The following is a 22748-nucleotide window of genomic DNA, read 5'->3' on the forward strand; positions in this document are numbered from 1 at the left end:
GGCAGGTCGATCGCTCGGGTGGTATGCCGCACGGCGACGTCGTCATAGCGACGTGAGCGGAACAGACCGGCGGATGTCCAGCCGCCGACGCTGATCAACCACACTCCAGGCCCGTAACGTTCCATCCTGAAACGCCGATCCATCATCCGCGATCGCCCACGCCCGGCGACAATAGGGAGACGCGAGAACGCCGGGGAGCTCCCCAAAGGAGGGACCATGGACGGGCCGGCATTCATCACTGCGCTCATCAACGATCTCCAGGAGGTCCGGCGGTATCTGGGCGACGAGCTCTCGGCGGAACTCGACCGGCTGCTCGAACAGCTGAGACAGGCTGGCGACAACCGGGACGAGCTCGAAGAGCGCACCCTTGACATCGTCGAACTGGTGGAACCGGAACTCCCCCCGGGGCACCCGGTGCGCGAGGCGATAAGCAGCGCGATGCGCTTCGACAGCTCCAGGCCCCGGGAGTGGGAGGCAGCCCTCTCTCGGATCCGCACTGTCGACCTGGCCGCGCCGTACCCCAGTCCGGAGCATCTGCTCACGGAGATTCACACTTCCCTGCTGGCGGCGCCCGCCTACCGGCCGGACGACGTCCTCGACGGTTACGATCCTCATCTGGTCCGGCTCAGCGCCGGGGACGGGACGACTCGCGTCCCTGCCTTCCAGTTCGACGCGGACGGCCTGGCCCTACCTGTGGTGCTACTGATCAATCGGCTGCTGGACGTGGACGACGATCCGTGGGGGGTGGCCGGTTGGTGGTTGTACGGAAACGCCTGGCTCGGCACGGCCCCGGCCGAGCTGCTAGGCACCGATCGCGACGACGATCTCGTCGCTGCCGCCCAGGCCGAGCTGGAGGGGTTCTGACGATGACGGCGAGCCTTCCCCCCGACATGTGCCCCGGCGTGGCGACGACGGACACCCTGCCCCAGGGCACACGGCTGTGGCGGGTCCACTCAGCGGCTCGGGAGGCGCACGAGTTCAACCCTCTTCCGGCCAATCACAAGATTGGCGGAGGCCGGTTCGACAGCACCTCACTGCGCTACTACCCATACCTCTACGCGGCGGCGGAGAAGTCGACGGCGCTGATGGAGACGATCGTCCGCAGCCTCCTGTTCGACAGGACCGGCGCCCGTGCCGTCGTCCGGGCGGTGATCAAGAAACTACGCATGTCCGCCATTGAGCTGACCAGGGACGTGCGCGTCCTCATGCTCGCCGACCAGCGGAATTTGAGCGGCATCTGCGCCACGGAATGGCTCGTGCATGCCGAGGCCATCGACTACGACCTGACCCGGCGATGGGCGATGTGGGTGCACGGCCGTGACTGGCGCGAACAGGGAAGCGACTGGCCGGGGGCACCACAGGGCATGGTGTGGCAGGCCAAGAGGGATTCCCCAAGGCACGCCATGATGTTCTTCGGCGACCGATGCGCCGACGCGTTCAAGACCGTCCCCGGGGAGGGCTTCCTGCTCAGCGACGACGCTTGTCATGCCGAACTCTCGAGGCTGCTGCTGCCGTACGGGGTCGCTGTCAACCCGCCTAACGGGCTCACCGACCCTGTGCCGTGAACGCGGCCCAGATGGTGGGGTCGGCGAGGTTCTTCTGAGTCGCCAGCCGCCGCAGCCCGGGGGAAATCGTGTCCGGGATCTCCCGCAGCGGATCGAGCATCCACGCCTGGGTCCGCCGCAGCGCCTCACCAGGCGCACCGGGCGCCGCGCCGAGGAAGTGATGAAACATGATCATCATCAGGGCCGTCCGGGGATCGTCGTCGATCGCCCAGCGCGAGGCGACAACGCCCGCCGCTCCGGCCGCGAGCAGGGCGGAGGCCAGCGTCAGCGACTCGTCGTGGTCGTTCTCGGTCAGATCGCCGGTGCAAGCGGTGAGGACGATCAGCGGGCCGGTCCCGCCCGGCTCCTCGCGCGCGGCGCGCTCCAGGATCCGGTCGACGCTGAGCCGACCGCCTTCGCCGTGCAGCAGGATGGCCGAGTCCGCCGCGGACGGAGCGGACACCGCGTGGCAACCGAGATGCAGCAACGACGCGGGCGCGGCGCCGCCGGGAAGGCGGGCCAGCACGGCTTCCGCGGTGGCCTCGCCACTCGCGGTCAGGGAGCTGCGGCCTCGCCAACGTCCCAGCCGTTCGGCTGCCGGATAGTGCAGCCGGGCGATCTCATCGCATTCCGTGCGGCACCACCGCAGCCGGGTCTCCCCTGTGGGATCGCTGACCAGAAGCGGTGCGGCGGCGGGAACGGCCGGGGCGCGGGAGAGCACGGAGCAGAGCTGCCGGGCCGAAGCGGCGTAGGTGATGGCGACCTGCTGGCAGGCGTACCTGCCTGCGACGGGCAGTCCGGCCGCGTGCCAGGGCACAAGGCCGAGCTCGCCCCAGGGGATCAGCACGACACGCGGGATCCGGCCCGGCCGCCGCACCTGCTCCAGCACCCGCTCCATGCCCACCCGCCAGGCCCATTCGCACAGATCTAGCAGGGCGATCCGCCAGCGTCTCCTGAGTCTGCGCAGGTCAGTGCCGTTCCCGCGCAGGCAGTCGAGAATCGCCATCAGCGCCAGCCGGTAGGCATCGACCCGGCTTCGCGGCCCCGGGTCCAGGCCGGGCAGCTCAAAGCCGTCCACCCGGCCGTCCCCGCGGATCAGCACGGCCCGCCCCGGACCCTCGGCCGTGCCGGGCAACAAGTGGATCAGCGCGTCGAAGCCGCCGTCACGAAGGGCCGCCGCGATCGTGTCGACGCCGGGCGGGGCGAGCAGACCGTTCTCATCCGCCCTGGCCAGAGCCAGGACCACCCGGTGGCGGAGGTCGTCAGGGATGCCGATCACCGGCTGCGCGTCCCGCCGGCCGCCAGTTGTACGCTCGGCCCATTCGCGCGCGAGCGCCCGCTCTCCGGCCGCGTCGAGGAGCCGGCCCAGGCCGGATGCGGTGGCCGCGTGCAGGGCCGTCCCCCGGCCGAGCTCGAGTGCCTCCACGGTCTCGGCGGGCATGCCCGCTCGGATGGCGAGCTTCGCGTTCTTCAGCGCGTAGTCGCCCGCCTCCCGGGAGGCGACGAGCCCGCGCCCCACCGCGGACTGCACCATGACCTCCGTCAGGCGAGCACGCTGCGCCCGCAGCCCGGCCCGTACGGCCCCGGCCAGGTCGCCCCGGGCCGACAACTGCTCGGCGTGCACCTCGTGGCTGAACTTCTGGGCATAGTGCCCGGGAAACTCCTCCATTCTGTCGGTGACCGTTTCAGCGCTTTCGGGAACGCCACCGCGGGCGAGCCGGTGCAGGCTGTCCGCGAGCTTCATGATTACCTCCTTGCCCGGGATCAGTTCCGTACTCGTCTCGTTTGCGACTTCGATCATCCTGTCCAAAATGGCTAAGTCCACCGTCCCGGCGGCGAGGTGCCGGGCCGCCGCGATGGTCACCTCCATGGCGTCGCGGCCGGGGTAGTCGCCCGGCACGGTCGCGAGCGCGCTTTCCAGATCGGCGATCCCGCGTTCCAGCCGGTCTTTGCCGCGATCGTGCATCGCCCGGAGCAGGAGGGCCATCCCGCGGGCCAGGCGGAATGCCGGCCCGTCCATGACGGCGAGGGACTCCTTCTCGATCGTGGCGTACAGATCGAGGGCGGCGTCGAGATACTGCAGGTCACCGTCCAGGCTGAAGCGGTCGGTCAGCACCGACGCCGCGAGCAGCAGAAGCCAGCCGCGATGCCGGTGGCCTGGCGAGATGAGCTCGACGGCCCTGTTGAGGAGGCGGAGTGCATCCTCGAAATCGTCCCGGGAGGACGAGTAGACCGCGCGCATGCCGCGGGCGGCGCCCGATGCGGCGCAGAGCTCAGCGTCCTCCGCGAGGGAGTTCGCCGGATCGAGCGCGTCGGCGGCCGGCAGGCACTCGACGAGGCTATCGAGCTCGGCCCGGTTCGGGACCCGCCACCTGGTGTTCAGGACCGCGCGGGCGAGAGCGAGAGCCGTGGCGCCGCGGAGCGGATGCCCTCTGAGCATCCCGCGGAACGCCTCCGTCAGTACCTCGCACGACTCCATACAGGCGTCCGCGCCGTCGGGCAGCTCTCCCCGCTGCGTCAGCACCTCGCCGAGGCGGGCCAGCGCGGCGGGCCGGAGCGGGTGCCCACGGAGCAGCGCGGTTGCCTCCCGCAGTTTCCCGGCCCGCGCGTCGAGCTGCTCCGCGGTGGCCGGGAGCGCAGCGGTCTCGGCCTCGGCTTCGAGCAAGGCGGCCATGGGTGCCGCCGCTGCGCGGTCCTTCTCGGGCATGGCCTCGACCGCGATACGGAGCGCCTCCGCCGCCTCCTGGACCTCTTTGACCGAACGGGCCGAGAGCATGGTGGCGAGCGCCCCCAGGCCACGGATGCGCGGATCGCCGGTCAGCGCGGCAGCGCGGCCCAGATGCTGTCCGGCCTCGGCCAGTGTGCCCCCCGCGCCTTGATCCCGCGCCTTGGCCCCTAGCGCGGCGGCCTCAGCGAACCCCAGCTTCGTCAGATCCTCTGGGGTGTCTTCCGGCAGGCATTGCCGCAGCAGCAGAAGGCCCAGGTCGGCGTGGCACTGTGCGGCTCCCTCCGGCGGCTGTTCGGCCAGGGCCCGGCGCAGCCATCCGGCGGCGACGCCCCGGTCCGGCGCGGGACCGCATGGACGGCCCGCCCGGCGGTCGTAAAGGCCGGCGATGGTCCTGGCCGTGTTCCGCCGGGCAAGCGATTCCTCAAGGGTGTCGTAGCCGGCCTCCAGGAGGCCGATCGCCCGGTCCACGGCTGCGGCGTCCCCGCCGTGGTGGATGATGCGGTACGCCAGAACGTCGCCGAGCCGGCCCTCGACCTCGGCGCGCCCCGCGCCGTCCAGCGAGTCCAGACCGAGCGCCTCTTCCAGGTGGCCGATCGCCCGATCCAGGTCCGGATGATCCTGGGCCCGCTCCGCCACGAACACGGCCAGCCAGTGAAGGACCACGGCCCGGACGGGCTCCTTGGGTCCGCAAATTGCCTCGGCACGCTCCAGGCAACCGATCGCCTCCTCCCGATCGGCGATCCCGGGCGGCCGCGCGTCGGCGCGGATGGCGAGGGCCAGGGCCAGGTCGAGCAGTTGTTGGAGCTGTTCCTCGCCACAACGCGCGAGCACGCTACGGAGCCGTTCCACAGCCTGGTCGAGATCGTCCGGATCGGCGCGGCCGGTCCCGTGCCGACGCAGCAGCAGGTCGGCGAGCGCCGACTCTTCCTCCCACGTCGGCTCGGAGGCTTCGGCCAGCAACTGGATCGCCTCGTCGGCGCCATCCGGATCGTCCGGATCGCCGATGAGCAGGGCGACCATCTCGGCCCGCCAATCGTCCTCCCAGCCCTCGGCGCGGGCGTCCTCCCGCCGGCGCCGCCAGGCGATGATCTGCCCGGCCTGGTCATCGCTCATCGAAACCGCCTCTCAGCGCGCGGAGTCGCCGGGCACGGCCCGGACAGCCAGGTCACTTGCCCTGATGGGTGAACGCCGCCCAGATGCGGATGTCGGTGAAATCGAGCTCCGCCGACAGCCTGCGCAGCGGCTCACCGATCCCGGCGGGCAGCTCACGGGCGGGATCGAGCATCCACAGCCGCGCCTCGTGCAGGGCGAGGGCGGGGTCCTCGGGAGTCCGGAGGAGATGATGGTGGAACACCGCCATCATCACCGCGGTCCGCGGGTCGTCCGCCACCAGCCAGCGCGAGCCGACGACGCCTGCCGCGACCGTCGCGAGCAGGGCGGTCGACAGTGTGAGCGCCTCGTCGAAGCTCTCGCGGGCGATGTCCGACAGGCAGGCGGTCAGGACCACTACCGCGCCCGGCCGTGCCGTCGTGCCGGTGGAACGGAGGATGTCGTTGATCGTCAGCTTCTCTTCGGCGCCCGAGCCGTCCCTCCCCGCGAGATACAGGTGGGAGTCCGCGGCCCAGGTAGCGGAGGACGCGTGCCCGCTGTAATGGAGCATGGACACCTCGGGCAACACTGCCATCAGCTCGGGAACCGTCGCGGGGCGCGCCTCCTCGTGCCGCCACCTTCCTAACCGCGCCGCGTCCGGATACCACAGGCGGCCGATCTCCGCGCACTCCCGCCGGCTGTTATGCATGAGTTCCCCGACCGGATCGGCCACGATGACGGGGCGCGAGAGAAGCGGCCGATACGTCCGGCCGATGGCCTCGATCAGCTGGCGCCCGGAGGCGGCGTACGAGATGATCGCCCGCTGACACGCGTGCCCGTCTCCGAGCCGCGCCGCGTGCCACGGGACGAGGCTCCCGAGCTCCCAGGGCACCAGGACAAGCCGTGGCGAGCCGGGCCCGGTGCCGAGCCCGGCCAGCACCGGCCCCATGGCGGCGGGTCCCGCCCAATCGCACACCTCCGTGAGCGCCAGGGTCCAGGCCTGCTTCGCCTCCTTCTCCGCGGGCGTGCCATGTGCGGCGATGAACTCGTCGTGCGCCGTCGCATAGCGCTTGATCGGACCGTCGGCGCGGAGCTCCGGCAACGGGATCACGGCGACCGTCTCGTCGGAGCGTACGAGCACCGCCGCGCCCCCGGCGTCCTTGCCGCCCGGCAGCAGATGGACGAGCGCGTCCGCGCGAACGGACCGGAGCCCGGCGGCGATCTCGCCCACCGTCGCAGGGTGCTGCAGCGGAGAGTCGCTCAACACCGCGAACGCCCGGGCCCGTACCTCGGGCCTGAGCTCGTCCGCCGACTCCCAGGCGGTGGCGAGGTCGTGCCGGCCCGCGTCACGCAGCAGCTCGGGCACGCTCCGGACCGAGATCGCGGCCTGCAGGACCAGCCCGCGGCCCAGCTCCAGCGCTTCGATCAGAGCGTCCGTACGGCCGTCCGCGATGCACCATCCGGCCGCCCGCATGGCCTCGCCTCTGCCCGCCTTCGACATCGCGAGCATACGCTCGGTGCCGCTCTGCAGTTGCACCTCACGCAGCCGGGCCCGCAGCGATTCTAGTGCGCGATCGACGGCGGGACCGTCGCCGCCGCTCTTGTGCCGGTGCGCCTCGGACAGATCCGCGAAGATCTGCGCCGCCAGGGCCGCGCCCGGGTTCGAGCGCCGCTCGGTGGCGGCCTCCTCCAGCTTGGCGATCGCCTCGTCCAGATCCTCCGCAGCACCGCCCAGCCCGTGCCGGAACGTCAGCGCCTTGCCCAGGATCGCCGCGGTGGAGGTGAGGCCGCCGATGTGGGACTCGGGACCGGCCAGGACGCGGCGCACCAGGTCGATGCCGCGGGACAGCTCGCCGTCGTCGCGGCTCCAGATGCCCTTCATGATGGCCGTCGCGGCGCGCTGCCCGTCGTCCAGCTGCTCCCGCGGAGGCCCGGGCTCACGGTCCGCACCGGCAGCGACCGCCAGGGCCGCGTCCACCCCGGCGGCGTCCTCGGCGACCGCGGTCGCGAGCGCTGCGAAGAAGCCGGCCTCACGCGAGTAGCCCTCCGCGGCCAGCACCTTCAGCCGCTCCGCCGCCTCGACCGCGGCCACCCCGTCGCGTCGGGCCACCGCCTGCATGATGTCCACGAGGGCCGACATGCCTTCCACCGGATCGTCGCCCGATCGGGCCCATCCGGGCAGGGATCGCAACTCCTGGACGCAGCGCTGTGCCAGGTCCAGGTATTCGAGATTCTGCGTGGCGAGGTACCGCTCGACGAGTAGCGGCAGCGCGGTCATCAGGAGCAGGATCTGAGCGGGGTCCTCCGTCACGGTGGCCATCGCGTCGGTGACGCGCTCCACGGTCCTGCTCAGAACGGCGTGCGTGCTGTCCCGCCATCCGAGAGCGAGCTCCAGGGCGACCAGTTCGAGAGGGTCTGAGTGGTCCTTCATGAGCGCGGCGACCCGGTCGAGGTCCACCGCCCCCTGATCGAAGATCCGCATGGCGATCATGGCGTTGATCAACCGGACGACGGTCCGCCTCCAGAGAGGGTGCCCTGGCTCCAGCCTCTCCAAGGCGTCGTGGAAGGCGGCGACGCCCCTGCGGCACATGTCCTCGTCACCGACGTCCACGCCCCGCGAGATCAGGGTGGCGCCGAGGAAGGTCTGGCCGGCCGAACGCATCGGATGCCGCGTCGTCGGCGAACTCAGAAAAGCCTCCAGGCGCAGGATGAACCGGTCCTCGCCCGGCTGCGTGTCGGGAGCCGGTTCGGCGCGTAGCAGCTCGACGAGCCCGGTCAGCCGCGACCTGAGCGGGTGATCCGGCGGCAGCACGGCCAGGCGCCGCTCCAGCGCATCGATCGCCGGATGATTCGGGCCTGCCGCGGTCGCGAGCAACAAGACACCAAGCACGATCGCCGACTCGACGTCACCCTGGTCCAGGGAGACAGCGAGGACGAGTTGCCGGACAGCCTCGTCGATATCCGCGTTCCGGATACCAGTCCGCCCCGTTTCGAGCGCGAGGACGATGTCGTGTTCGTCGGGGGCTTCCGGCAGCCCGATTCCGCTGCGCCACATCAGCAGCACACCGAGCACGGCATGGCATTCCGCCTCGGTAGGCGACGACTGCCGGCCCGTGAGCCGGGACTCGGCGATCAGGCGGTAGGCCGTCTCGATGGCGGCGTCGAGGTCCGCCGGTGATCCGTCCGGCCCCTGGTAGCGGTTGCCCAGAGCGAGCACCAGCTCCCAACCGGCCTCAGCGGCGACCGTGCCCTCCGACGCCGACCACACTTCGGCGAGGATCTTCATGCCCTTCATCTCCTCGCCGAGCCGGAGATGAACGTGACCCGCCTGGACGGCGACCTCCGGCGCGGTGGTGACCTGCTCAGCCAACGTGCCGAGCAGGCCGACCACTTCGTCGTGATCGTCGTTTCGGCCGAGCACGGCGAAACGGGTCGCCAGCACGTCGGCGAGCCGGAGCCGCATCCACCGCAGGTTGTCGGCGAGGATGCCCTCTGCCATGCGCAGCCGCTCCACGGCCGGGTCGAGATCGCCGGTGGTCTGCCGGTGCTCGAACCGCGCCATCAGCAACTCGGCGAGCGAGAAGTGCTCGTTCCAGCCGAATCCGGTCCCTTCATGAGCGGGGTCGTCCGCCTGGGAGAGCAGCGCGATCGCACCGTCCAGGTCTTCCGCGTCGCGCAACAGCTCCCAGCGGGCCTGTCGGACCTGGCCGAGCAGCAGCCACGTATCGGCCCCTGGCGCCCGGTCCACCAGCCACCGTGCGTCGTCGAGCGCCTCATCGAGCCGGGTTCGGGCCTCATCGTCCGGCTCGCCGGCGGCGTACTGCCGGAGCGCCTCGTCCAGGCGCCGCTCGCGCCGTCGCTGCTCGTCGCTCATAACATCCTCGTGTTCTCTGCACGTCATTGCACGGGGAGCAGGGCCCGCGCCTGCTCATAGGTCTCGTCATGAGCGACGAGGGCGATCTTCAGGGCGGCCTTGACGTCGGCCAGCCGCTGGTCGAGCTCGTCAAGCGCGGTGTTCGCGTGGTCCACTCCCGATCCGTTGTGCGACGGGTCGCTCCCGATGCCCTCCAGCAGCCGCCGCTGGGCCAGCCGGTAGGCCTCGATAGAGGGCAGCCGCCGCTCGCTCTGCTCCCGGAGAGTGGCGAATCCCTCGACGGCCTCGCTGAGTTCCGCACCGAGCCGATCGAGCCGGGTTCGTTCGGCCGCAAGGACCTTCTTGGCCTCAGTGAGGCTACGGCCGGTCCGCTCCGCCTCCGCGAGCGTCTCCGCGATCCCTTCACCGACCTTCGTGAGCTGTGCCTTGGTCAGAGTGACCACGGCCGCGGCTGATGTGGCGAGTTCCCGCTCGGTGGTGCCCACCGCGGTCAGCTCCTCGTACTGGTCGGTCATCCGCGCTCGCTGGGCCTTCAGGTCGTGCAGCTCCCCAGCGAGTTCCCGCAGCCTCAGCAGATCGGTCAGCTCGGCGGTCAGTCGCCCGTGTTCCGTCTCGGCGGCCCGCAACTCCTCGAGGATGGGCCGGAGTCGTTCCAGCTCCTCGCGGTCGGCCTCGATGCGCTGTCGCAACCGGCGCAGGTCGTCGAGGCGGGAGAGCACGCGCTCGCGGGTGGGCGGTCCTGGCGCCGCGATCTCGACCAGGTCGAGGACCCGGTTCAGTAGAGCGGGCACGCCGTCCAGCGAGGCCGCCAGGTCCGTGACGAAGGCGAAGGCGACGGCGTCGTCCGCCGGGCCGATCTCCACAGCCTGCCGGGAGATGTTCGCCACTGTCGCCTTCAGCTCGGCAAGGGGATCGTTCACGTCTGTCTCTCCACCGGGATCAGGATCGGGTCGGCCGCTTCGCGGTCGAGCAGCAGGCCGATCGGCGCACCTCGTACGCCGACTCTGTAGTCGCCTGGCGGGAGCCCGGCAAGGCCGGCTCGGCACCGCTCGTCTCCTACGAGGAGCGGCAGGCGCTCCGGCAGCGTCGGCCCCGCTACAAGCGTCCCTCGGTTACTCAGGACGAGGGGACGATCGTCCAGCTGGGCGAACTGCCCCAGGCCGGCGGGCACAGGCACCGCGACCTCCTCCAGCAACCCGGCTCTCGTCCGGTGCAGCGGAAGCGCGACCTGCTCATGCGTCGCCGCCACGCTGATGCGGCCCTCCGCAACGTCGCAGGCGCCGCGTGCGATCGCCGCCACGTCCAGCGTTCGGGGTTCGCGGCAGGCACCGTCCGCGATGGCCTGCCGGACCGGCGGAAAGTCCGCGAACCCGCCGATGAGGATGATCTCGGCACCGGGGCAGGAGGGCAGCAGCGCCTTGATCCGCTCGGCGAAGGCCGTGAACGTGTCGAGCACCAGACCCGCGGTGGCCCCTGCCACCACCGCCTCGTCACGCACATAGTCGTGCCGCATCGCCTGCCGGATCACGGCTGCGAGCCGGACGCCGCCCTCTCGCAGCGCTCTGCCCATCTCGGCACCCGTTTCCGCGCCCGTGGCGGCGGTCACCGCCTCGACGAAAGCCCACCGGCCCAGCCTCGGCTCGGTCACGACGCTGACGGGCCGGATCAGCCCGTCGTGGGCGTCGGCGAGCGCGACGGTGAAGGCGTTCTCCCCCGCGTCGCAGACCAGCCATGTACTCTCCGCCCCGCCCGGCCGGATGACCGCCGCGATCGCGGCCGCCATCCTGGGCACCGCGTGCACGGGCCCCAGCGGCACCAGTGCTCGATGGAGCAGTTCCTCCTCGATCACTCCCATCCCGCCCGTAAGCAGGACGATCCGTTCGTGCGCGGGCGACCCTGGCGCGTCAGGCAGGGCGCGGGCGCCGGTCGCCTCCGAGGCGGGCCGCACCGTGATCGACTCCCCGTCCGCCTCGGTGCGGCCGCCGTCAGTGTCGAGCACCATGGTCATCGGCGCCACAGCCGCCATCCTCCCTCTGCAGCCAGGTTCTTGATGCGTTGCGCGGCCTCCTTCAGTCCTTCCCTGGCCTCCTCGCCGAGCGAATGGCCGCCCGGCACCACGCAGTCGAGGAGACCGAGATGGAAGTCCATCTCACGGAGCAGCAGAAGGGTGACCTCCGCACGCGGTCCTGCCTTTGAGACGTCATCGGCTATGTACACCCTCAGCAGGTCACGGAGCCACTCGTCCATCCGTTCGGAATGGACGGGCGCGGACGGGTGCAGCATGCGGGTCTGCCTGAGCAGCCACAGCAGCTCCTCGCCGGTCGGATGCCACTCGGATACGCGGAGCGCTTCGCAGATCTGGCCGGCCGTGGTGCCGGCGAGATATCCCTCGGCGCACAACATCGCCACCTGCTTCGGGTCGGCACTCCGGCGCAGCGCCCGGAGTGCGATCAGCGGTGCTTCGGATCGCAGCGGCGGGTCCTCTCGAAGGGCGGTCGCCCACCAGCCCGCATATTCCGGGTTCGCGCTGAGGCGGGGATCCAGGGCGCGCCCAGCGGCGACGACGCGCGCGAGAGTTACGCCGCCGGCCTCTCCGTCCCCGCCGACAGCCGCGGAAAGGCTCAGGACCAGCGCGGCCGAGTCCGGCTCGGCGGGCCAGGTCCAGGTCTCCAAGTGCCGGGCCAGACCATCGAGGACACGGGCACGCAAGGGCGACGACGACAGCCGCAGGACCTCCAGGAATCCGGCTCGGTAGGCTGCCTGCTCCGCCTGCCCGACGAAGCGGAGATGCCGCGGCCCGCTCCTCAGCCCGAGCAGCAGCGCGTCGATCACGCCCTGCTCGGTGGCTCCCGCCCGCTCAAGGCCCGCCAGCCGGCTGCCCCAGAACGCGGCGTCGATCCGAGCCTGGCCGACCAGCCAGCCGACGAAAGCGGGCAGCACCAGGCCGAGCCGCTCGTACGCGGCGGCGACGCGCAGGTAGTCATACAGACAGTTCGCCCCGTAGGCCGCCAGCTGCTCGATCTCGCACTCGCTGATCCGCACGCCGGGACCGGTGAGGACCGCATCGAAGGAGCCCATGGGGACGGGCAGACGCGTCTTCAGCTGCTCCACGAGCGCGGACAGGTCCTCCGGCCGGTCCAGCAACTCCGTGATCAGCGCGAACGCCAGGGGGATGTCGCGCACGACCGCCTCGAAGGTCTCGGCGTGATCGGTGTCGAGCCTCCGCTTGACCTGCGCCGCGGCGACGGCCAGGCTGCGCGCGTGCACCGTGGTGCCACCGCCTTCGAGCACCGCTGCCAGGTACCGGTCGCCGATACCCAAGGTCTCGGCCGCAGCCACGTATGCCGACGTGTCGCGGTCGGGATCCGGTCCACAGAGCGCGGCCGCGCCCGCGTGCACCAGACGGTCGAACGGCGTGCGGTGATCGGCGGCCACCTCGTTCCAGACACGCGTGATCAAGGGGATGTCCTCGCGGTCGGCGGCGTCGATCAGCTCGCCGAACACGAGCACCCGGTCCTCCTGTGACTCCAGCAGCCGCCACTCCTCGGAGTTGAACATGCGCCGCAGGTCCGCGCGGGTCGCGTGCCCCTGCCGGGCCGCCTTCAGCACCCGGAGGTGCCAGTCGAACTCGTTCAGAGATCGGATCGCGTCCTCGGGCCCGTTGACCGGGCCGGTCATCAGGCGCAGGTGGCCGATGACCCGGGCAACCGCTTCCTCGCCCGAGCCCCCGCCGGTCAGCTCGCGCAGCCGCTGCAGATAGGTCCCGGCGATGTCGGCGCGTGCGGGAGGCCCTGCCGGGGCGAGCCAGTCGAGCTCAAAGGAGTTCGCCCGGTTGTGCCGGGCGAAGGCGAGCCTGACATGCTTGCTCCCGCCCTCATGCCAGGTGCCGGCGCTGTACTCGGTCCGCCACCCGTACGGCAGCAACGCGGCGACCGCGTCCAGGAATGTCAGCCGCTCCTCCAGCCGCAGCTCCGGGCAGCGCGTGACGGTGACCGGCCCCTCCAGTGACATCGCGGCGGCCGTCGCCACCCGGGCGAAACCGAGTGCCGCGATCGACCGGGCCTGCTCGGTCGCCTTCGTAGCGGACAGCTCGATCCGCATCGGCGCCCCGGCCGACGGTAGTGGCGCCCGGCGGAGGGTGTGGTAAAGGTCCTGGTAGGAGATCGCCTCCGCGCACAGCGCCTGGTACGGCACGGCGAAGTACCGGCTGTGCGCGATGGGGCGCCCCGCGCCGTCGGGGTCGTTCGACCACTCCTGCACGGTCAGACCCACGTAGGTGATTTCGCCGTCTCTCGCCTCGTTGATCGCCACCCACGGCAACGATCCGGGGGAATCGCGGTCCGCCGGCGGATTGCCCAGCGAGTACCGCGAGAGGATCAGCATGAGGTCGCCGTCGGTGAATCCGAATCCGCCCGACGCCATGATGGTGTAGTCCTCGTGGCTGTCGCGGGGCTTTCCGTGCAATGCCCAGCCGGCCCGTACCTCTGTCATGTCAGCTCCTCGGGAGCGTGGCCGTGGCGAGCCAGACCAGCGGCTCGATGACGTTGATCGGGTGGACGCCGCCGAGGATGCGTGTGGTGTCCCCTTCAGGGCCGGTCTCCTCGACGACGTTCCAGGGCTGGGCGGGCTGGAACCGCCGCACTTTGGGGTCGAGGTAGAAGCCGACGGCCGAGGTCATGAAATAGCGCGTGCGGTCCGGGCTGAAGGACGTTCTGATGCCCTTGTCCAGCAGAACGGCACTGTTCTGCACGTCGGACGCGCACAGGACGGAGAACAGCTCCGCGGCCAGCGCATCCGGCACCGTCGGGAACCCCTCGTCCTTGGTGGTGTTGTCGGCGTAGCCGAGCCGGTGCGCGGGCTCGTAGACGTAGGGGTGGTCGAACTTGGTGATGCAGACGGCGAGGTGGTGCGGCAGGAACCGGTCGCGGCTGCGGCCCGCGGCCCGCTGGGCCAGCTGCATCACGGTCCGTTGGAAGTAGTCGTAGGAGTCCCGCCGGCTTCGCTCACGGGTCGGGTCGAAGAGGTAGATGAGCCCGTCACAGGACACGAGGTGATCGATCAGGCGCTCCTCTTCGGACAGGTCCTTCCGGCCGTCACCCGCGTCGGCTCCGTCGTCGTCGTGGAACTGGACCCGGCCCGACGGCGCCGCGTTCGACCTGCGGCTGTCGCCCCGGTACATGCCTCCTGGAGCGTCGAGAAGGTCGAGCATGATGGCCGTGACCTCTCGTTCGGTCCGGGTCAGCCCGAACCTGGTCCTGCGGCGTACCTCCCGCTCACCGCGGAACACCCACTGGAGGTTCGGCGGCAGATTCAGCGTCGCGGCCGGGAACTGCCGCAGCGTGATCAACTGATGGGTCATGTCGGTAAGGAAGTCCGTCGAGGCGTCGTTGCTGCCGTGCAGCCACCAGTCGGATTCCCCTTGGTCGACGGCCACGCGCAGCGCGGCGAGAAAGGTCGTCTTGCCGCTCTGCGGAGCGCCCCAGAGGCCGATGCGTCCCTGGAACGGGGCCCGCGGTTCCGGGCCGGGAAAGGTCATGATCACTCCTGTGATGAGTCGGCCAGCGGGAAGGGAAGGCGGACGGGGTTCGGCGAAACCAGTGCCATGGCCTCGCCGAGCTTGCTGGCGGTCGCCGCGCCGAGCGGTGCCACCACCCGCAGGCCAAGCGTCCGCCACGGGTTTTCCTGCGGTCCTGGTGGCTCGTCCAGCACCGCCAGCCGGACCCCGATGCCGACGGTGTCGAGCCGGCGCGCGTACATCGTCCAGTCCCAGCCAAGTGGGCACCGCTGTGCCGGCCGCGGCACGTCGGCTACCGCGGCGGGATGCGGTGGCCGACCGGCTACCACCACCAGGATGCGGGACCCCCTCGCCGGACGTTGGGTGCAGCGCCGGGCCACCTCCTGCAGGGCGTCCTCCAGCGGCGCGGCGTTCCGATTCCAGCGCGACGCGGCGTCCGGCAGGGCGTCGAGCGCCTCCTGCGCCTCCGCGGGCGAGCCGAGCCAGCGTCCATGCACGACGTGCTCGTCCGCCGCTCCGGCCGCGTAGTGGTCGGCGTAGCCGAGAAGCGCGATGCCGGCCGGCACGGTGAGCTCTGCCGCGAGCAGGTCGAACAGCTCCGCGAGCAGCTTCCTGCGCCGCCGCGCCGCGTCCTGCGGCCCGTTCAGCTCGACCAGACAGATGATCTCCACCGGACTGCTCCGGACATCGATTCGTTCGGGCGCGAGCGCCTCCAGCTGAGCGAGGCTCCGCCGGTCGGGCCGGGCGCCTGCGGGCGAGATCAGCCGCACCAGCCCCGGTGCCGCCAGCTCGGCCTGCACCGGAACGGGCACGCCTGGGCGCAACCTCACGGACCAGGCCCCAACGAGGCGGCGGGTGCCCGTCACTACGGCCAGCACGGAGTCATTGTGGGTCCCGCCCGGCGGGCAGCGGACCGTGACCGTGGCGGTCTTCCGCGCGCGGTCCCCTTGAGCGAATAGGGGCCGAGGGGCCAGCCGGATCGTTCCATCCCTTCCGACTTCGGCGGTGAGCAGGCCGTACGAGGTGTGCAGCGGCTGCTCGGCCAGGACGCGGGTCAACACGGGCGCGACCTCTCCGGCGTCGGCGGCGGCCCGCAACCGCGGATGACACCGCCGGAGATGGTCGATCAGCTCGACGGGCAACGTCCAGCCGGGGCGGCGGTTGACGGCGACCAGCACGGAGTCGCCCGGCAACTCGAACGCGGCGAGCAGGCCTTCGGCCCAGCCGGCCAGCCGCACGCTGATCTCAGCCCGATCCACTCCGACCAGGCCGCCCGCGAGCTGGTAGCGCAGATGTTCCGCGTCAGCCGCCAGCATGGGCAGCACCTCGCGCCACGGCTGGGACCGCCGCTCGGCCGGCGGGCCGCCGGGGTCGGGGTCCGCGGCAGCGGCCCGGGTGATCGTGATGTCCTGCGGCCCGATCTCCACCAGGGCGAGGACCTGCCCGGCGGCCAGGGACGCGAAGGCAGTTGTCAGCACGGGCTGGAGTGGCTCCGTCCGCGCGGCGACGTGCTCCTCCGCCTGATCCCAGTCCGCCCGGGTGGGCTCGCCGCGCAGCAGCGGAGCGATCGTGTCCCGGTCGCAGCCGGCCCGTACCGCGGCCCGCACGTCATGGGAAAGTTGCGCCGAGGCCAGTTCCGCCGCGAAGGCGGAGCGGTTCCCCTCCCCCACGGTCCAGCTCGTACGCAGCGTCCAGCCGCACGCGCAGCGCTCGTGCCGCCCGATCGGCAGCCGGCAGACCGGGCAGGCGGGACTACCGGTGCGCATCGGGAACGTCCTCCCCGTGGAACGCGTTCGGGTCGGCGCCGGGTTCTTCGGCGCATCGTGCGGCCAATCGCGCGACCATCTCCTCGAGCAGGCCGCGCACGGTCCTGGCGTTGCCGAAGCCGGGTGCGTGCCGGGCGACCTCCAGCCAGGCGGAACTCTTCGTCCGGGCCTGCGGCGACAGCGTGTAACCCTCCGCGGCGGCCATCGAGGCGAGGATCTCTACAAGTTCCGCCACCTCATACCCGGAGAACTCGATGCGTTCGCCGAACCTGGAGGCGAGACCGCTGTTGGCGGCCAGGAATCTGGCCATCTCCGCCGGATAACCGGCGGCGATGACGCTGAACTGGCCGCGTCTGTTCTCCATCTCCCGGGTCAGCGTGTCGATCGCCTCCCGCCCGAAGTCGTGTCCGACCGCCTCCCCGCCGGGCGACAGGCTGTAAGCCTCGTCGATGAAGAGCACCCCGTCCCGGGCCTCCTCGATGCGCTTCCTCACCTGCGGTGCCGTCTGGCCGACGAAGCCGGCGACCAGGTCCGCCCGGTCGACCTCGATCACGTGCCCACGAGAGAGCAGCCCCAGCTCCCGGAAGATCCGTCCGATCTGCCTGGCCACCGTGGTCTTGCCGGTGCCCGGCGGGCCGACGAACAGCAGATGTGGCGCCGGCACCTCGCCGCGCCCGCGTCGCTGGTTGTGCTGGATGCGCAGGACGGTCCTGCGTACGCTCTCCTTGAGCGTCCGCATCCCGATCAGCGAGTCCAGCGGCCCGAGCAGCTCAGCGACCGGCGGCGGCACGGGATCGGCAGTCCAGCGCTCGGGCAGATCGCGCGGGTCGAGCGGCGAGCGGCGGTCGTCACGGACCCGCAGGGCCCAGCGCTGTGCTGTCTCATCGGCCAGTTCCCGCATCGCCCTGGCGTTGCCGAACCGCTCGGTCCGCTGCCGGTACAGCCGATCGACCACCTTGTCCAGCGCGGCGTCGAACGCGTCTGTCCGTACCAGCTTGCGGTCGTCCAGGAACGTGCGGCAGATGCTTGCCAGCATCGGCGGTTCGTAGTCGGGAAAGTCCAGGCAATTCGCCTTCGGGAACCGGCTCTCTAATCCGGGGTTGCTCGCCAGGAACTCGCGGATGGGGTCGCCGTAGCCGGCTACGATCACCACCAGCCGCTGCCGGTCGTTCTCCATCCTGGCCAGCAGGACGTCGATCGCCTCCTGACCGAATCCACCGGCTCCCTCGCCGTCCTTGAGCGTGTATGCCTCGTCGATGAACAACACGCCATCCAGCGCCCGGTCGATCACCGCCTCGGTCTTGATCGCGGTCTCGCCCACGTACTGGCCGACCAGGTCGGCCCGACTCGCCTCGACGAGATGGCCCCGCCGCAGCAGGCCGAGCTCCAGGAAGATCTCTCCGACCAGCCGCGCCACCGTGGTCTTCCCGGTCCCCGGGTTCCCCGTGAACACCATGTGCCGGGCCACCGGCTCCGAGCCCTCGGGCGGCTGCCAGCGCAGATTCTCCAGGTGACGGCGAACGGGCTCGAGTCCCTTGAGGTCGGCGAGCCGCGCCCACACATCGCCCTGTGCGGACATGGAGCCGTCCACCCATTTGCGCTCCCGGAGGGTTTCCGCCTCGAAAGGCTGCCCCCGGTCACACAGTCCGCGTAGTCTTCCCTCCCAGTCCCTGAGCGTTCGCCCCGCGGCCGCCATCTGCCTGACGATCAAGGGCAGCGCGGCCCAGTCCGCGATGGCGAGACCTTGTTTCACGTGCAGCCGGTGCACCAGCCTGGTCAGCTCGGCCTCCTGCGGCGGCTCGATCCGCCCGGGGGTGCCGCGGCGGCGCCGCTCCGCGCGGACGGCCGCCCGCAGACCCGGCAGATTACGGCTGTCCTGGGCGTACCGCTCGATCTGGGAGAGCTCTTCGTTGTCGAAAAGCAACAGGCAGAGGTTGCCGGCTCCCATGCGCCCGTCCAGCCAGCTCTCGAGGGCGGTGGCCAGGTCGCGGTGGCCGTCCAGCCAGGCGTCGATCACCTCGATCCGTTCCAGGATCATCGCGGTACGGGCGTCGCCCTTGTTCATCAGCGACCGCATGAGCCGGATGGCGGAGACGTCTGTCATGACGCTGCGAACTTCCGCTCGCTCGGGCCGGGGCGGCTCCCGCAGGAGCGTGGTGCCCAGGGGTCCTGCCACGGCGTGCCGCCGCCGGCGTACGGCCTGCGCCTCCTCCCCATGTCCCAGCCGGGACCCCGCATCGCGGACGGTCAGCATGTTCTCGATCGAGAAGAACACGATGCGCTGGAAACCGGTCGCGTGCAGCATGTCGTGTAACGCCTGGCTCAGATCGACGCGGTGGTAGTCCTCGGTCACGAAGGCGTCGCGGGCGCCTTCTCTGTACAGGAGCAGCATCGGGACACCTTCACCGGCGGCCTCGTACAGGGGCCGCAACCGCTCAGGGACGGCCAGGCTTCGCTCCTTCACTTCAGCGCGCCCCCTGGCTCCGCGCGCGAATCCGCTCGAAGTCGCGCTGCTCGGGAGCCGGCTCGATCCCCGCGTCGGTGGCCTCCCCGACCGGGACGCCGTTTCGCCGCAGCACCTGCGACAGGTCCTGTGCGCGCTGGGAGCGGCGGTTCTGGGAACGCTCGTCGTCGTACGAAAGGACTCGGATGGCCATCCCCGTGTCCCCGTGCGGTGCCACCTCAACCACGACCTCGCTACTGTCGTGATGCCGCAGCTTGCTGTAGTGCGCCGCCCGGAAGTCCCCTTCCTCATAGGTCTCCTCCACGAAGGCGAACCCCTGATCAGCCAGCGCGTCGATGACCTGTTCCGCGGTGTTGGCCCGGAACTGGGCTGCGACGACTCGGCGGCCCGCCCGTTCGACCAAGGAATCCAGCCGTGCCTCGTAGCCGGGCGCGACCTGGGTGATGATCGCCCGGAGCTCCTCCACGGTCAGCGGGCTCTGCTCCCCGGTCGCGACACGCGTCCGCTCCTGGATCTCGGCCAGCAGTTCGCTCAGGCCTCCATCGGTCCAGTGGTCCACGTCCACCGTGGCGCCGGGCAGGTCGGGGACCGGCACTTCGGCGTTGAGGCGTCCCGTCTCGGCCACCCGGTGCAGCGCGGTCAGCGCCTCCGCCTGCGTCCGTAACCAGTCGGTCTCGAGCAGTTGGACGTCGGCGCGCAGCTCGCTGAGATCGTGATAGAGCTGCCGGACGGTGCCGAGCGAGTACGCGGCTTCCTGCTCCTGGAGCATCCGCCCGGCGTCGGCGAGCCGCTGGTGAAGCCGGTCGAGCCGCCCGGGGGCGAAGCGCTCGTGCGGCAGGCAGTCGACGACGTCGTGCATGACCCGGGCGTCCTGGTAGAAGGCGCGCGCCATCTCGGACGCCCGCTCGCGGCCCGCCTTGAGGTCGTCCACGCGATCGGACAGCTTCTGAAACTGCGCCTGCCGCTCGGAACGTTCCCGGCTGAGGTCCCTGCGCAGTTGCTCGGCCGTCTTCCTCGTCTCGTTGCGCAGGTCCGTGAGGCCGGCCGCCTGCTCGCGCAGTTCGACATCGACCCACGCCTCCAGTTGCCGGGTGTTCGCGCTCAGCGCGGACAGGCCCTTCTCCACCTGGTCCTGCCGGCGGGAGAGCGTCGTCTGGACCCGGTTGAGGTCGGCCAGATTCTGCCGCCGGATGTTCTCCAGCATCCCGGGCAGCTCGCGCTGGACCTGTGCCAGCCTCCCGGCTGCTTGCTGCGCCGAGTTCCAGGCGCTCTCGTCGACCATGATGTGCTTGGTGCCGCTCACATCCCACCCCTTCCGATCGTGCTCCAAGCAGCGGTGAGGCCGCTGGGCGGGACTCCCACCAGCAGGACGTCCCGGTCGTTGACATGAAGCTCGGCGCGGCGCGGCGCGCCGGTGAAATCGAAGCCGCGCAGCCGGTCCGTCAGGTGATGCACCCGCTGGTTGGCACTGCCGCGCAGCCCGCGGTCATCGTTGCGGGCAGCGACGTAGCGCCCGTCGATGAGAACGTCGACCTCCGCGAGCAGTTCGGCGGCGGCCGGCCGATCGGTCAGTTCCTCCAGGCGGAAGCCGGTGAAGCAGATGAGTGTGACCTCCTTGACCGCGCGCACGACCCGGGCGGTCGCCGCCAGCTCGGCCGCCTGTGCCATCGGCTCCCCTCCCGAGAACGTCAACCCGGTCACCCGGGAGTCGCTGAGGAGGGCGGCGGCCAGCTCGTGCGGGGACATCTGCTGGGCCGGGCGGTCGGGGATCCAGTCCGGCGCCAGACATCCACGGCAGTGGAAGGGGCAGCCCTGCACCCAGACCACGGCACGAATACCCGAGCCCAGCGCTTCGGTCGCCGTGCAGATCTCGGCCACGTTCAGCATGAGATCACCTGCCCCTGCGGAACAGGGCGGTGAGCGTTCCCCAGCGCGGGATCCTGCGGCGGCCGTTGCCCGCCGCGCCTGCTGCGGCCAGCATCGGGTTCACCGGTGGTTGGATGCCGCCCGGCTCCGCCTCTTGAATCGGCATCGGCAACGTCCCGCGCACTTCGACGTACCCGTCCACATCGTGCGGCAGGAGGCGGAGTTCTCGGTCGCGCCACAGGTCGAGTGATCGCTGCGCCACCTCCAGTTCTGCCTCGGCCGCGCGCTGCGCCATGGCCTCCAGCACTTTGGAACGTTCCCGTGCCACGTAGTCGGCATAGAGGATCTCGTCGTTGTTGGCGAGGAATCCCGCCTGGCGTTCCTTGCGAGCGGTCTGCTTGCCGAGCTCGAGCCGCTCCCTCTCGTACGCTTCGAGCAGCTCGTCATATCTGGTCGGCCGGCCCAGCAGGAAGAGGATCTTCACGAAGATGGGCAGGCACTCCAGCGTGGTGATCAGCAGGAACACCAGAGCGCGCCACATCCCGAGCGTGAAGTCGTTGCCCGAGGCCCGGTCCAGCGCCTTCAGCCGGATCAGGAACCCCTTGTTCGCCGCGTTCTTCTCTTCGAATGCCTTCTGTTGGTCGCTCTGCGCGCCTTGCAGCAGCTTCAGCCTGGCCTGAACGACGGGCAGCCGTGTCCGCGCTTCCTTGAGCGTGTCGCCGGCCGTCGCCTCGGCGCGCTGCCGAACGCTTTCCGTTCGCTCATCGAGCTGTTGCTGGTAGACGGCGATCCGTTTTGCGGCATCGGCCTCCCTGCGCTTGTACTTCTTCCAGTAGGGCCCGGGGCCGGCGTCGTGCCTGACGCGCCCCTTGCATTTGTCGCCCGTCAGCTCGCAGGCCGCCGCGTCCTCGTTGGCGTCACGCCGTTTCCTCTGGATTTCGAGGAGCGCAGTGAGGCGGTCGGCCTCCCGGTCGTTTCCCACGGCGTCGACCGCCGTGCCACCGCCCGCGATCGTGACCAAAAGGCTCTCTCGCTCGCCCTGGAGCCTCTTGATCTCCTGAGCCATGGGACCGCTGTCCAACATGCGTTGGTTCGCCGAGGACTGTTCGATTCTGATTTTGGTGATCTCGGCCTCGATCTCCGGGCCGAAGATCTGCAGGACCAGCGGCGTGGAGATGATCACGCCGAACAGTAGGGCCAGCGCGGCGCGCGGTATCGCGATCTTGAGAATGTCCCGCCTGCGGGCACTTCGCTGCAGCGAGGAGACCAGCCAGCGGTCCAGGTTCAGAATGGCCAGGAACCACACCATGGAGACGAATCCGGCGGTGGCGGGCGCCGCGTTCAAGGCCATGCTCAGGGCGAAGAACATCGAAACACCGGCAAGCGTGGCCGTCGTGAGAACGGCGCCACCCATCCCCTGATATTTGGGACGATCACTCGGCGTTTGATCAAGAATGTACGGGTCGGCACCGGACAGCCAGATCAGGAATGACTGACGATTATGGGGCCGTAAAGGCCGAGGAACGACCGGCCTGACCACGGGCGGCTGGGTCATCTACCCTCACTTTCCCCTACATCGTGCCCACCAGAGGGATAAGAGGCCGGGCCATGAAGGGCGGGGCGCCCCGGCGGTGTCACCGGGAACGCGGGAGCCCGCGAGATCGAGACCCGTACCTGGATCGGCCGCCGTGGCCAGCGGCGCATAAAGGACCGCCAGAGGCGGTCGGCTCGAACTTTCGTCGCCTGACGTCGTCCGGCGAGTGCGTTGATCTCGCGGAAACGCAACTCCGCTGAAGGGATGGCCGATCGAAGTCGTCCGTTGACGACGACGACAAAGCCCTCCTTACGCCCCCCACTCACTTACGCTCCCCGTAATGCCGATGAAGAAGCCGAGCATGTCCC

Annotated in this window: 13 protein-coding genes; 2 read left to right on the top strand and 11 right to left on the bottom strand. The window is 70.5% G+C overall.

The window, feature by feature from the left end:
• The first annotated feature begins 216 nt into the window (after positions 1 to 216).
• Together B0I32_RS14905 and B0I32_RS14910 are read left to right on the top strand one after the other, a co-directional pair.
• Positions 217 to 864, top strand: coding sequence for a hypothetical protein (locus B0I32_RS14905; RefSeq protein ID WP_106239095.1), 648 nt, complete (start codon positions 217 to 219; stop codon positions 862 to 864).
• Between the two features lie 38 nt (positions 865 to 902).
• Positions 903 to 1565 carry an RES family NAD+ phosphorylase gene (locus B0I32_RS14910; protein WP_181307388.1) on the top strand — a complete coding sequence of 221 codons (663 nt, stop codon included), beginning with the start codon at positions 903 to 905 and terminating at the stop codon, positions 1563 to 1565.
• Here B0I32_RS14910 and B0I32_RS14915 read toward each other — a convergent pair.
• The 11 genes from B0I32_RS14915 to B0I32_RS14965 all read right to left on the bottom strand — a co-directional run bounded on the left by B0I32_RS14915 (position 1546) and on the right by B0I32_RS14965 (position 22401).
• Positions 1546 to 5292: a CHAT domain-containing protein gene (locus tag B0I32_RS14915; protein WP_146178163.1), complete on the bottom strand. Its 3747-nt coding sequence runs from the start codon at positions 5290 to 5292 to the stop codon at positions 1546 to 1548. The two genes, B0I32_RS14910 and B0I32_RS14915, sit on opposite strands and share 20 nt — an antisense overlap.
• A gap of 145 nt (positions 5293 to 5437) precedes the next feature.
• Positions 5438 to 9235, bottom strand: a complete 3798-nt coding sequence (locus B0I32_RS14925) for a CHAT domain-containing tetratricopeptide repeat protein (RefSeq protein ID WP_106239104.1) — start codon at positions 9233 to 9235, stop codon at positions 5438 to 5440.
• Positions 9236 to 9258: 23 nt separating this feature from the next.
• Positions 9259 to 10155: a hypothetical protein gene (locus B0I32_RS14930; RefSeq protein ID WP_106239106.1), complete on the bottom strand. Its 897-nt coding sequence runs from the start codon at positions 10153 to 10155 to the stop codon at positions 9259 to 9261.
• Positions 10152 to 11252, bottom strand: a complete 1101-nt coding sequence (locus B0I32_RS14935; RefSeq protein ID WP_106239108.1) for a hypothetical protein — start codon at positions 11250 to 11252, stop codon at positions 10152 to 10154. The genes B0I32_RS14930 and B0I32_RS14935 overlap by 4 nt, the downstream gene beginning before the upstream one ends.
• Positions 11240 to 13726 (bottom strand): hypothetical protein, encoded by a 2487-nt coding sequence (locus B0I32_RS14940; protein ID WP_106239110.1) that lies wholly within the window; start codon positions 13724 to 13726, stop codon positions 11240 to 11242. Before B0I32_RS14940 ends, B0I32_RS14935 begins: the two co-directional genes overlap by 13 nt.
• A gap of 1 nt (position 13727) precedes the next feature.
• The gene (locus tag B0I32_RS14945) at positions 13728 to 14771 is read right to left on the bottom strand and encodes a hypothetical protein (RefSeq protein ID WP_106239111.1); all 1044 of its coding nucleotides are present in this window, start codon (positions 14769 to 14771) and stop codon (positions 13728 to 13730) included.
• Between the two features lie 2 nt (positions 14772 to 14773).
• Positions 14774 to 16516, bottom strand: a complete 1743-nt coding sequence (locus tag B0I32_RS14950) for a hypothetical protein (RefSeq protein WP_106239114.1) — start codon at positions 16514 to 16516, stop codon at positions 14774 to 14776.
• Entirely contained in the window at positions 16503 to 18908 is a 2406-nt protein-coding gene (locus B0I32_RS14955; RefSeq protein WP_181307390.1) for an AAA family ATPase, read from the bottom strand. The genes B0I32_RS14950 and B0I32_RS14955 overlap by 14 nt, the downstream gene beginning before the upstream one ends.
• Before the next feature lie 73 nt (positions 18909 to 18981).
• Positions 18982 to 20283 carry a hypothetical protein gene (locus B0I32_RS59810; protein ID WP_181307392.1) on the bottom strand — a complete coding sequence of 434 codons (1302 nt, stop codon included), beginning with the start codon at positions 20281 to 20283 and terminating at the stop codon, positions 18982 to 18984.
• Complete coding sequence (locus tag B0I32_RS14960; protein ID WP_106239118.1) at positions 20280 to 20867, bottom strand: 4Fe-4S single cluster domain-containing protein; 588 nt, start codon at positions 20865 to 20867, stop codon at positions 20280 to 20282. Before B0I32_RS14960 ends, B0I32_RS59810 begins: the two co-directional genes overlap by 4 nt.
• Before the next feature lie 4 nt (positions 20868 to 20871).
• The gene (locus B0I32_RS14965) at positions 20872 to 22401 is read right to left on the bottom strand and encodes a DUF4407 domain-containing protein (RefSeq protein ID WP_106239122.1); all 1530 of its coding nucleotides are present in this window, start codon (positions 22399 to 22401) and stop codon (positions 20872 to 20874) included.
• Positions 22402 to 22748 lie beyond the last annotated feature (347 nt).

Source organism: Nonomuraea fuscirosea (assembly GCF_003001935.1).
In the GTDB taxonomy this organism is placed as follows: Bacteria; Actinomycetota; Actinomycetes; order Streptosporangiales; family Streptosporangiaceae; genus Nonomuraea; species Nonomuraea fuscirosea.